The organism is Brevibacterium sp. AGC70 (genome assembly GCF_057334195.1).
The window spans coordinates 240,542-252,044 of the sequence record NZ_JBHFIH010000019.1; the positions used below are offsets into that span (position 1 = coordinate 240,542).

At 64.9% G+C, this 11,503-nt stretch carries 9 protein-coding genes; 2 read left to right on the forward strand and 7 right to left on the reverse strand.

What is annotated here, in order from left to right:
* Positions 1 to 96: 96 nt before the first annotated feature.
* From aceE to uraD, 4 genes are all read right to left on the reverse strand, one after another.
* Complete coding sequence (aceE, locus tag ACE03M_RS18825; RefSeq protein ID WP_143922182.1) at positions 97 to 2,850, reverse strand: pyruvate dehydrogenase (acetyl-transferring), homodimeric type; 2,754 nt, start codon at positions 2,848 to 2,850, stop codon at positions 97 to 99.
* A 66-nt stretch (positions 2,851 to 2,916) separates the two neighbouring features.
* The gene (gene pucL / locus ACE03M_RS18830) at positions 2,917 to 3,801 is read right to left on the reverse strand and encodes a factor-independent urate hydroxylase (RefSeq protein WP_485935510.1); all 885 of its coding nucleotides are present in this window, start codon (positions 3,799 to 3,801) and stop codon (positions 2,917 to 2,919) included.
* A 187-nt stretch (positions 3,802 to 3,988) separates the two neighbouring features.
* Positions 3,989 to 4,312 (reverse strand): hydroxyisourate hydrolase, encoded by a 324-nt coding sequence (uraH, locus tag ACE03M_RS18835; RefSeq protein ID WP_092103512.1) that lies wholly within the window; start codon positions 4,310 to 4,312, stop codon positions 3,989 to 3,991.
* Positions 4,309 to 4,803, reverse strand: coding sequence for a 2-oxo-4-hydroxy-4-carboxy-5-ureidoimidazoline decarboxylase (gene uraD / locus ACE03M_RS18840; protein ID WP_143922185.1), 495 nt, complete (start codon positions 4,801 to 4,803; stop codon positions 4,309 to 4,311). Before uraD ends, uraH begins: the two co-directional genes overlap by 4 nt.
* 263 nt (positions 4,804 to 5,066) lie before the next feature.
* Between uraD and ACE03M_RS18845 the strand changes: the two genes are divergently transcribed.
* Together ACE03M_RS18845 and bcp are read left to right on the forward strand one after the other, a co-directional pair.
* Entirely contained in the window at positions 5,067 to 6,230 is a 1,164-nt protein-coding gene (locus ACE03M_RS18845; protein ID WP_143922352.1) for a glycerate kinase, read from the forward strand.
* 43 nt (positions 6,231 to 6,273) lie between these two features.
* Positions 6,274 to 6,741: a thioredoxin-dependent thiol peroxidase gene (bcp, locus tag ACE03M_RS18850; RefSeq protein ID WP_143922186.1), complete on the forward strand. Its 468-nt coding sequence runs from the start codon at positions 6,274 to 6,276 to the stop codon at positions 6,739 to 6,741.
* A 78-nt stretch (positions 6,742 to 6,819) separates the two neighbouring features.
* On the opposite strand, the gene ACE03M_RS18855 is transcribed toward bcp, so the two are convergent.
* From ACE03M_RS18855 to gcl, 3 genes are all read right to left on the reverse strand, one after another.
* Positions 6,820 to 7,662, reverse strand: a complete 843-nt coding sequence (locus ACE03M_RS18855) for a hypothetical protein (RefSeq protein ID WP_485935513.1) — start codon at positions 7,660 to 7,662, stop codon at positions 6,820 to 6,822.
* Positions 7,663 to 7,989: 327 nt separating this feature from the next.
* Positions 7,990 to 9,369 carry an allantoinase AllB gene (allB, locus tag ACE03M_RS18860; protein ID WP_485935515.1) on the reverse strand — a complete coding sequence of 460 codons (1,380 nt, stop codon included), beginning with the start codon at positions 9,367 to 9,369 and terminating at the stop codon, positions 7,990 to 7,992.
* 241 nt (positions 9,370 to 9,610) lie between these two features.
* Positions 9,611 to 11,407: a glyoxylate carboligase gene (gene gcl, locus ACE03M_RS18865; protein ID WP_485935761.1), complete on the reverse strand. Its 1,797-nt coding sequence runs from the start codon at positions 11,405 to 11,407 to the stop codon at positions 9,611 to 9,613.
* Positions 11,408 to 11,503 lie beyond the last annotated feature (96 nt).

An 11,503-nucleotide genomic window follows, 5' to 3' on the forward strand; every position in this document is an offset into this window, starting at 1 on the left:
GTGACCCCACCCCCCCCCCCCCCCCCCCCACCCGTTTTTCGCGGTGCCGCTCAGGCGCCGGCGCGGCGCGGTGCGGTGCCGCTCAGGCTGCGGGGGTCAGGAATCGCCTCCGGCGGTGCCTGAGGTTCCTGCGTTGACATCGTTCAGGCGATACTTCTTCGCCGCCTCAACCGGCACCGAGCGAGCGATCTCGCCGCGGTCGGCCAGCAGCTGCAAGGTCCGGACGACCATCGAGTGCGCATCGATCTTGAAATGGCGCCGGGCGGCGGCACGCGTGTCTGAGAACCCGAAGCCGTCGGCACCCAGGGTCGCGAAGTCCTGGCTGAGGAACGGACGGATGAGGTCAGGCTGCGTGGAGTCGAAGTCGCTGGTGGCGACGATCGGCCCTGCCTCGGCGCCCAGGCGCTCGCGCACATAGGGCGTACGCGGCTCGGCTTCGAAGTTCTCGAGCTTCTCGGCCTCGCACTTCAGCGCATCGCGGCGCAGCTCGGCCCATGAGGTCACCGACCAGACGGCCGCATCCACGCCCCATTCCTGAGCCAGCAGACCACGGGCCTCGAGTGCCCACGGGACTGCGACTCCCGACGCGAGGAGCTGAGCCTGTGGACGATCGGCGGCCCCCGCCTCGGCGCCGGTGCCGGCATCTGCCACTCGGTGGATGCCGCGCAGGATCCCATCGACGTCGACATCCTCGGGTTCGGCCGGCTGCAGCATCGGCTCGTTGTACACGGTCAGGTAGTACATGACATTGCGCGCATCATCGCCGAGGTCGTGCTCGCCGTACATGCGGTGCAGACCATCACGCATGATGTGGCCGATCTCGTACCCGTAGGCCGGGTCGTAGATCCGCACCGCAGGGTTGGTCGCGGCCAGCACGGGTGAGTGTCCGTCGGCGTGCTGCAGGCCCTCACCGGTCAGCGTCGTTCGACCGGCTGTGGCGCCGATGATGAAGCCGCGGGTCATCTGGTCCCCGGCGGCCCAGAAGGCGTCGCCGGTGCGCTGGAACCCGAACATCGAGTAGAAGACGTAGATCGGGATCATCGGCTCGCCGTGCGTCGAATACGAGGTGCCGGCGGCGGTGAATCCTGCGGCCGCACCAGCCTCGTTGATGCCGACGTGGAGCAGCTGACCCGAGGTCGCCTCCTTGTAGGACAAGAACAGTTCACGGTCGACTGCCAGGTAGTTCTGCCCGTTCGGGTTGTAGATCTTCGCGGTCGGGAAGAACGCATCGATGCCGAAGGTCCGGGCCTCATCGGGGATGATGGGCACGATCCTGTTGCCGATGCCCTTCTCGCGCATGAGGTCCTTGAGCAGGCGTACGAAGGCCATCGTGGTCGCGGCCTGCTGATGACCCGAACCCTTCTTGGTCTGCGAGAAGGCCTTGTCGGACACGGCAGGCAGGGTCTTCTTGCTGTTCTCGGGCTTGCGATTGGGCAGGAATCCGCCCAACTTGGACCGCTTCTCCAGCATGTATTGGACTTCTTCAGCGTCATTGCCCGGGTGGTAGTAGGGCACCGCGTAGGGGTCTTCGTCGATGACCTTGTCGGTGATCGGGATGTCCATCCGATCGCGGAAGGCCTTGACGTCGGCGGCCGTGAACTTCTTCATCTGGTGCGTGGCATTGCGCGACTCGAAGGTCGTGCCCAAACCGTAGCCCTTGACCGTCTGGACGAGGACGACTGTCGGCTTGCCCTTCGTGTTCACGGCCTGCTCGTAGGCGGCATAGACCTTGTGATAGTCGTGACCGCCGCGCTTGAGGTTCCAGATGTCGTCGTCGCTCAGGTGCTCGACGAGGCCCTTCGTCACCGGTGAGCGGCCGAAGAAGTTGTCGCGGATGAATCCGCCTGACTCGGCCTTGAAGGTCTGGTAGTCACCGTCGAGGGTCTCGTTCATGATCCGGACCAGCTCGCCGGTGTGGTCGGCGTCGAGCAGCGAGTCCCATTCGCGGCCCCAGAGGACCTTGATGACGTTCCAGCCGGCGCCGGTGAAGACCGCTTCGAGCTCCTGCACGATCTTGCCGTTGCCGCGCACCGGTCCGTCGAGTCGCTGCAGGTTGCAGTTGATGACGTAGGTGAGGTTGTCGAGACCCTCGTTCGCGGCCAGCTGGAGCGCGCCGCGTGATTCCGGCTCGTCCATCTCGCCGTCGCCGAGGAAGGCCCAGACGCGCTGATCGGAGGTGTCCTTGATGCCGCGGTTGTGCAGGTAGCGGTTCATCTGCGCCTGGTAGATCGAGTTGATCGGACCCAGACCCATCGACACGGTCGGGAACTGCCAGAAGTCGGGCATCAGGCGCGGGTGCGGGTAGGAGCTCAACCCGTCGGGGGCCTTCGAAGCCTCCTGCCGGAAGCCGTCGAGCTGCTTGTCACTCAGGCGGTTCTCGAGGTATGCCCTGGCGTACATGCCGGGTGAGGCGTGCCCCTGGAAGAAGACCTGGTCGCCGCCGCCGGAATGGTCCTGGCCGCGGAAGAAGTTGTTGAACCCGATCTCGTAGAGGGTCGCTGCACCGGCATAGGTCGAGATGTGACCGCCGACGGAGATCTCGGGGCGCTGGGCTCGGTGGACGAGCATCGCGGCGTTCCAGCGCAGCCATTTGCGGTACTTGCGCTCGAGGCGCTCATCGCCCGGGTAGGCAGGTTCCTGATCGGCCGGGATCGTGTTGACGTAGTCGGTGGTCGTGACCTTGGGCTGGGCCACCGAGTTCGATGCGGCACGTCGGCGCAGGGCCTCCATGATCTCGGCCGCACGCAGAGTTCCACGCTGGTTGACGAGCCCCTCCCAGGACTCGAGCCACTCGTCGATCTCTTCGTCACCGGTTCCCCTCGGGATCGCCGAGGTTGTGTCCTGGGTCATAGTTCTCCCTCTCAAACACGTCAGGCCCACGGGAAGGTGTTCCCGTGGACCCGACTATGGAAATTATCAGCAGAAGCCGGCGATCTGCGCCCAGGCGTCCTTGTTCTCCTCCACCCCGTCACGGGTGAAGGTGGCCTCGATCAGCCCGTAGGGCCGATCAGCGACGATGAGCACTTCGTTCGGGTTCTCCAAGCCGAAGCGTTCGATGTCGTAGAGGAAATGGTGCTTGTTCGGGCACGAGAAACGGATCTCGTCGATCTCCGGCACAGCCTCGATGACCTTCTCACCCATCTGGTACAGGGTGTGCTGCAGGGCATGCGAGTAGTGGTCGGTGAACGAGTCGAGGATGATCTCCTTGACTTGTCTGTACACGCCTTCGAAGTCGAGATCCGTGGAGTTGTAGATCCAGCGGGTCGCGATGTCGGTGGCGAGGATGCGGTCGTCGGTCTCCGGCAGGGTCGTGTACTTGTCCTTCGGGTAGCCGACGAAGCCTGATTCGGTGGTCTTGAGCACGGTCAGCCCGTAGAAGCCGGAGATCAGGGTGGTGGTGTCGCCGTCGCGGGTGAGCACCGCGGTGCGGGTCTCCGGCGCTGACTTGTAGAAAGAGTGATTGTGATCGTTGATGCGCGACCAGCCGTACTCTTCGGCTGCCCAGCGTCCGCCGGTGACCCAGTCGAAGTTGGAGGTGAAGTGCTCGCCGAGCCCGAGGAGGAACTGCTCGGGTGAACTCACTCCGAGTTCCTTGGCTTTGGCGAAGACCGTGTTCTTCTGGGTGTCGGTGGCGACGACGTGTTCGTTGTTGCCCTCGGTGTGGGCAGTCTCGAAGTCGCCCCACAGCTGGGAGGTGACGTTGAGGTCGCGGATCTCGTGACGTTCGGAGTCACGGTAGACCCGCATCAGACGATTCTCCGCCTTGCCGTACTGATTCGTCGTCAGTTTCACCTTGCTCATCTTCTTGCTCCTGTTGCCTATGCCAGCGACCGCGCCGCACTCGTCACCGAGTCCGACATGGCCGCTGTGACCAATTGATTTGCGAGGTCACCGGGCGTCGGACCCGGCGAACTTCGGCGGTTTGTTGAGGATCATGATCCTGCAGGGGGCCTGCTTCCCCTGATGTCTTTTGGGTGTTGCCGTCCGCTCAGCTTCCCCGGTAGGTGCTGTACGCGAACGGGCTCAGCAACAATGGTATGTGATAGTGCGCCTCGCCTGCCTTGACCGTGAAGTCGATCGTCACCTGGGGGTGGAAGTGATCCTGCCCCTGGGCCTCGAAGTAGGCACCGGTACCGAATACGATCCGATAATCACCGGCGCCGAGGTGGTCCGGTCCGAATTCCGAGACACGACCGTTGCCGTCGGTGCGGGCGTTGGCGAGTACTTCGGTGCCGGAGTAGAGCGTGACCTCGAGGTCGGCGGCAGGGGTGCCGAGCGTGGAGTCGAGAGCGTGGGCGGAGATGAAGCTCATGCGAGGAGTCCTTCGAGTCTGAGTGCGGCGATCTGGATCAGCTGTTCGCCGACCTCGGCGAGTTCGTCGGTGTCGGTGTTGGCCATGCGGCGCTGAAGTTCGGCGAGGATCTCCTCGGGGCTGCGACCGGCTGCGCGGATGAGGAAGACGCGGTCGAAGCGCTCTTCGTAAGCGGCGTTGCCCGCGGCGAGACGCTCCTGGACGTCACCGTCGAGGGAACCGAGGCCAGCCTGTTCACGGGAGGACAGAGCCGCCTCGGCGGAAGAGCCCTCAGCCCTCTCACCGATCCTGGGATGGTGGGACATGGCCTGGTTGATCTCGTCGTCGGTCAGTGGGGTCGCACTGGTGCGGGCAGCCTCGCGGGCAGCTTCCACAGTGGAGAACGGCCGCGCTGCGACGACCCCGTCGATCCACCGGTTGACATCGAGGCACGGACGCAGTCTCGCGCGGGCGTCATCGGTCGACAGCTGATTGAACTCGCCTAGGTCCACATTGACCTCCTGAGAAAATCGAGATGGTGAACCACTGAGAATGTGTTTCACATCACGGAAGACTGTTTCCATTTAACTGCTTCGAGTTTGGCCCCAGGTCCGCGCTAAGTCAAATTCCATGGTCGACGCCGGCAGCCCTTTCCAGAGGATTTGGAAAAGTTATTCCACAAAGCGGATAATGAAGGCAGAGTCCCTCGCGCAGTCCGCGTTCTGGGCACTTGGCCATCGTTTTCTCGACAATGAGGTTGAATGACGTCATGAGCATGGAAGCACCCACGATCGTCTGCGCGCCCGATTCCTTCAAGGGTTCGGCCGGCGCCCCCGCTGCCGCTGCGGCCCTGGCTCGCGGTGCCCGCCAGGTGTTCCCCGACTCGCAGATCACCGACCTGCCCTTCGCCGATGGCGGTGAGGGAACGCTCGATGCCCTGCTGGCCGTGTGGGGCACCCCGGCTCGCTCAAAAGAGGTCGTCGATGCCCTGGGCCGACCGACTACGGCCCTGTTCGGCATCTCCGCTGATGGGAAGACCGCGGTCATCGAGGCGGCTCAGGCCAATGGTCTCCCCCAGGTCTCCGACGTCGCCCTCGCGCCCGAGCGCGCCGATACATACGGGGTGGGCCTCATCGCCCGCCACGCCCTGGACCAGGGGGTGGAGGAGATCCTGCTGTGCATCGGCGGCTCAGCGAGCACCGATGGCGGCGTCGGCATCGCCTCGGCCTTGGGCGCGGCCTTCGCCGACTCCTCCGGTGCGCCCATCGCTCCCGGTGGCGGCGGGCTGTCCTCCTTGGCCGGCGTCGATGTCTCCGCATTGGATCCGCGTGCCCGCGAGGTCCGCTGGCGCGTCGCCGTCGACGTGGACAATCCACTCACCGGCCCTCGTGGTGCCGCCGCAGTCTTCGGTCCGCAGAAGGGCGCCGATGCGGCGTCCGTCGCCGTCCTCGACTCGGGATTGGCCCACCTCGCCGAGGTGCTCGCCGGCTCGGCTGCTCAGGCTGAGTCCTTGGCGGCGACACCGGGCTTCGGTGCCGCCGGCGGAATCCCTCTGGCCCTGACGAGCCTGCTGGGCGCCGAGGTCGTGCCCGGGTCGACGATGGTCGCCGAGGCCGTGGGCCTGACCGAGGCCCTGGCCGCCGCCGACATCGTGCTCACGGGCGAAGGATCCTTCGATTCCCAGTCTCTGGGCGGGAAGGTCGTCGCGGCCGTACGCGACTATGCCCCCGCCTCGGCGAAGATCATCGTCATCGCCGGCCGTGTCGCCCTCAGTCCAGCCGAATGCCGCGAGGCCGGCATCACTGCGGCCCTCTCGATCGCACCTGGCCCCGCCGACCTCGCCGAGCTCTCCCGCCGCGCCGAAGAACTCATCGAAGCCACCGCCGCCCACGCGTGCGCGCTCGTGGGCGCGGGCGTCGTGGGCGCGCAACGGAACTGACCACCAAGGACACCAGAAGTCACCTACGAAAGGACTCACCACCATGAGCACACAGCTCGAAGTCGGACAGACCGCACCGAACTTCTCCCTGGCCGATGCCAGCGGGAAGACCTACTCGAAGGCGGACTTCGCCGGGCAGAAGGTCATCCTCTACTTCTACCCGAAGGCCGCGACGCCTGGCTGCACCACCGAGGCCTGCGACTTCCGCGACAACCTCTCGTCTCTGGCCGCCGCCGGGTTCCAGGTGCTCGGCGTCTCCCCCGATGACGCCGAGGCGCTGCAGGCGTTCACCGACGACCAGAACCTGACCTTCCCGCTGCTCTCGGATCCGGGTGCGGAGCTGGCGAAGCAATACGGCTCGTTCGGTGAGAAGACGGTGGGCGGCAACACCTTCGAAGGCACCCTGCGCTCAACCTTCGTCATCGCCGAAGACGGAACTCTCTCCGACGTCGAATACAACGTCGACGCCGAAGGCCACGTCGCCCGCCTCCGTGAGAAGCTCGGCGCCTGAACCTCAGCATCTCCCTCAACCTCCCCGACGTCACTAATACCGCGCGGCGCCGCGACCCTTTGGTGACGTCGGGGAGGTTTAGCGTGCGACAACTCGTTCAGCCACGATCCGCTTGATGTCCTCAAAGGGCGCCACGAGGAAGAGCTGCTTCCATGTCAGATGAACGACCCTGTACCCGAATGCGGCCAGTTGCGCATCACGAACCTTTTCATCCTCAAGCGCCTTCCGAGGAGTTCTGGGACCCATGGAGTATTTCGCGAGGCCGTCCACCTCGATGATCACCTTCGCCGCACGGTGACAGAAGTCGACACGGGCGAATACATGTCCGCCCCGGTCCCTGAACTCCACCTGCGGATCAAATCCACCGATGCCATGTTCGAAGAATCGTGCGGCAGCGACTGACTCTGCCGGTGACTCGCGCCGCGCATCCGATAGGTCCAGCGCACACCGCGCTCTCCTCTGAGCGCGTGCTGCGTCGCGTTCCGCGAAGGCTGTCCGAATCTCTTCCATCGATGTCAGCCCCCGACTCAGAGCATGATCGATCATCGCCACCGCCGTTGCCAGTTCATAGGTCAGCGCGACGTCGACAATGGTCCGTTCAAGCGTTGTCACCCTGTAAATGCCGATCGTCATGACGTCCCCGGGCATCAGAGGTGCGTTTCGGACTCGAAGATGACGATGCTTGCGCGAAGCGCCGCGCCTGATGACCTCCACCCGCTGTTCGGGAACGACGACAATCGGAAGCCCGTGGATGAGAGCGGCTGAGAGATGTGAGAAGACTTCGCGTCGCCGCTTCGACCGCCCTGCTGACTCTTCCTCGTTGACCTTCTCTGCTCGAGCGCGCACTAGGGCCTTGAGATACTGCTCAGCGTCTCTGCGGTCATTGAAGAGCTCGAATTCCTGGGCATGTCCCTCACGCACAGCAGCCCAGATGCCTTCATGCTCGACTTTCTCGCACGTTCGCTCGACCGCATAGCGACCCCGAGCGACTCGGCGGACACAGCACCGTTCAGCTCGCGCCAGCTCTCGTTTGGTGAATCCAGAACGCAACAGTCGCGCCGTAGTCATTATCGAATACATACTGCAGATAATGGCAACAAACAGCACCATTCGCCACATCAACGTAAAAACTGTGGATAAACCTGTGGATCACGCCGGCAATGAATCGACAAAACCTCCCCGACGTCACTAATCACTCGCGGCGCCGGGCGCAAATAGTGACGTCGGGGAGGTTTAGGGAGGCGGGCCTTAGCGGGCGCGGAGGAGGCGGCCCTGGGGCTCGTCGAAGTCCACGGGTGCGCCGCGGAGGATCGTCTGCTTGACGGCGCCGCGGACGGCACGCGTGTCGTAGGCGCTGATCTGGTTGCGGTGGTAGAGCTCTGCGGCGTGAACAGTCCACTCCTCATCAGGGGCGAAGACTGCGAAGTCCGCGTCGTTGCCGAGCGCGATAGCGCCCTTGTTCTTCACTCCGGCCACGGATGCGGGGGCACTGGACATCCAGGCCACCACCTCGGCGAGGTCGATTCCGCGCTTGGCGGCCTCGGTCCACACGAGCGAGAGGCCCAACTGCAGGGAGGAGATTCCGCCCCAGGCCGCACCGAAGTCACCGGTGTCGAGGAGTTTGAGCTCGGCCGTCGAGGGCGAGTGGTCGGAGACGATGCAGTCGATCGTGCCGTCGACGAGCCCCTTCCACAGCGCTTCGCGGTTGGATTCCTCGCGAATCGGCGGGCAGCACTTGTGCGTCGTCGCGCCGTCCGGGATCTCCTCTGCGGTGAAGACGAGGTAGTGGGGGCAGGTCTCGACGGTGAGCTTCACACCCTCGGCCTTGGCCTCCGCGATCTGAGGCAGCGCGTCTGCCGATGACAAGTGCAGGATATGGGCGCGGGCGCCGGTCTCGCGGGCGGCATCGATGACGCGGGCGATCGCAACGTTCTCGGCCTCACGCGGGCGGGAGGCGAGGAAGTCGCTGAATTTTCGCCCTGAATTCTTCGGGGCGTCGGCCATGACCGAGTGGTCCTCGGCGTGGACGATGAGCAGACCGTCGTACTTCGCGAGTTCCGCCAGGTCGGCACGAAGCTCTTCGGGCTCCAGCGGCGGGAACTCGTCGACCCCTGAGTCTTCGAGGAAGCACTTGAAACCGTAGACGCCGGCATCGAAGAGGGGTTTGAGGTCACCGGTATTGCCGGGGATTGCTCCGCCCCAGAAACCCACGTCGATGAATGCCTTGGACGCCGCGACCTCGCGCTTGATGCCGAGTGATTCGACGTTGACCGTCGGCGGCAGGGAGTTCAGAGGCATGTCGACGATCGTCGTCACGCCTCCGGCGGCTGCGGCGCGGGTGGCGCTGGCAAAACCCTCCCATTCGCTGCGGCCGGGGTCATTGACGTGCACGTGCGAATCGACGAGCCCCGGCAGCAGCACCTGCGAAGCGTCGAGCTCGACGACCTGTGCATTCGCCGAGGTGGTCCCGCTCAGTCCAGTTCCCTCGGTGGCGATCTCGACGATTGCGCCCTCACGCACACCGACTTCGGCGGCGCTGACACCCTCGGGCAGAACGGCCCGCTGTGCCCTGATGACCAGGTCAAAAGCCTGGTCGGCGGCCTGTGTTCCGGTGTCATCGACGTTCATGCATCCTCCTCATTCACCCAACCGGGACGGCCGGGGCAGTTCACCCGGCGATACCAGCCGGGGCCGTAATCCTCGGCATCTGCGCCGAGCATGTCATACAAGTCCCCGAGGGGTCGGAATCGTGCATCCGACTCCCTCGGGGTCATGGTATACCAATTGTGACCTGGCCGACATCGAGCTCTTCGACCGCGAGCTCTTTGACGGCGAGAGCCGACAACATCGGGTCCCGTCGACCCGAAGCCTACTTCGCCGCGGCCAGTTCGCCCATCGGCGTCAGCGCCGTGGGCGCATCGGCCGGAGTCTGGGCGAGGACGTCGAACTCATTGATGCTGTCCAATGCCGCCCCCATCGAGATGTTCGTGACGCGCTCGAGGATGACCTCGACGACAACGGGCACCTGGTGCTCGTCCATGAGTTCCTTGGCCACCCGCAGGCCCTCACCGATGAGCTCAGGATCCTCGACGCGCAGCGCCTTGCACCCCAGCCCCTGCGCGACGGCCACATGGTCGACCCCGTAGCTCGCGGCCTCTCCCGAGGAGTTGATGTTGTCGAAGGCAAGCGACACCTGGTAGTCCATGTCGAAGCCGCGCTGCGACTGTCGGATGAGCCCCAGGTAGGAGTTGTTGACGACGACGTGCAGATAGGGGATCTTGTGCTGTGCGCCGACGGCCAGCTCCTCGATCATGAACTGGAAGTCGTAGTCACCGGAGAGCGCGACAACCGTCTCCTCCGGTTTGGCCTTCGCCACCCCCAGCGCAGCCGGTCCGGTCCACCCCAGAGGCCCGGCCTGACCCGCGTTGATCCAGTGGCGCGGCTTGTAGACGTGAAGCATCTGCGCACCGGCGATCTGGCTCAGGCCGATCGTCGACACATAGGTCACGTCCTCGTCGAAGGCGGAGTTCATCTCCTGGTAGACACGCTGCGGTTTGATCGGCACTTCGGTGTAGTTGGTCTTGCGATGCTCGGTGGACTTGCGCGCCGTGCACTCGCCGGCCCAGCCGGTGAAGTCCGGCAGGCTCGCAGCCTCAGTCCGACCGCGTGCCGCGGACAGCAGCGCATCGAGCGCGACACCGGCATCGGAGACGACACCGTAATCGGGTGAGAACACACGCCCGATCTGCGTGGGTTCGATGTCGATATGGACGAACTTCCGACCGTTGCGGTAGACCCCGAGGTCACCGGTGTGACGATTGGCCCATCGGTTGCCGATGCCGATGACCAGATCGGACTCCAGAAATGTGGCGTTGCCGTAGCGCACGTGGGTCTGGATGCCGACCATGCCCGCCTGCAGCGGGTGGTTGTCGGGGATCGCGCCCCATCCCATCAGCGTCGGGGAGACCGGGATCGAGGTCGCCTCGGCGAATTCGACGAGCTTGTCCGCGGCATCGGCGTTGAGGATTCCGCCGCCGGCGATGATGAGTGGGTGCGACGCGGCGGCGATGAGGTCGAGGACCTTCTCCGCCTGTGCCGAGGTGGCCGTCGGTCGCACAGGCTCCAACGGCTCGTAGGTGTCGATGTCGAAGTCGATCTCGGTCTGCTGGACGTCGATCGGCAGGTCGATGAGGACCGGGCCGGGCCGAGCCGAGCGCATGAGCTGGAAGGCCGATTGGAAGACGCCGGGGACCTGCCCTGCCTCGAGCACAGTCTTGGCCATCTTGGTCACGGGCTTCGCGATCGAGGCGATGTCCACGGCCTGGAAGTCCTCCTTGTCCAGGACCGCGACGGGAGCCTGTCCGGTGATGCACAGGATGGGCTGCGAGTCCGCGGCTGCGGCGTAGAGGCCGGTGATCATGTCGGTCCCGGCAGGCCCCGAGGTGCCGAGGCAGATGCCGATGTTCCCGGCCGCCGCCCGCGTGTAACCATCGGCCATGTGTGAGGCCCCTTCGACGTGGCGGGCCAGCGTGTGGCGGATTCCGCCGTGGGCCTTCATCGCTGAGTACAGCGGGTTGATGGCCGCGCCCGGCAGGCCGAATGTCTGGGTAGCGCCTTCCTTTTCGAGGATGAGCACCACCGCGTCAACTGCGCGCATACGTGTCATTGTTCTTCCTTCGCTCAAGCGGCCCACGTTCGAGCGGACCGGGTTCAGCGGCCCGCCATGGGCCGAGTTCAGTGAGCCGGCGACGCCGCTGTCGCC

What these genes read in the sequence shown, in the direction of transcription:
- aceE (WP_143922182.1), bottom strand. Translation starts at nt 2,850, where the DNA reads ATGACCCAGGACACAACCTCGGCGATCCCGAGGGGAACCGGTGACGAA.
- pucL (WP_485935510.1), bottom strand. Translation starts at nt 3,801, where the DNA reads ATGAGCAAGGTGAAACTGACGACGAATCAGTACGGCAAGGCGGAGAAT.
- uraH (WP_092103512.1), bottom strand. Translation starts at nt 4,312, where the DNA reads ATGAGCTTCATCTCCGCCCACGCTCTCGACTCCACGCTCGGCACCCCT.
- ACE03M_RS18845 (WP_143922352.1), top strand. Translation starts at nt 5,067, where the DNA reads ATGGAAGCACCCACGATCGTCTGCGCGCCCGATTCCTTCAAGGGTTCG.
- bcp (WP_143922186.1), top strand. Translation starts at nt 6,274, where the DNA reads ATGAGCACACAGCTCGAAGTCGGACAGACCGCACCGAACTTCTCCCTG.
- allB (WP_485935515.1), bottom strand. Translation starts at nt 9,369, where the DNA reads ATGAACGTCGATGACACCGGAACACAGGCCGCCGACCAGGCTTTTGAC.
- gcl (WP_485935761.1), bottom strand. Translation starts at nt 11,407, where the DNA reads ATGACACGTATGCGCGCAGTTGACGCGGTGGTGCTCATCCTCGAAAAG.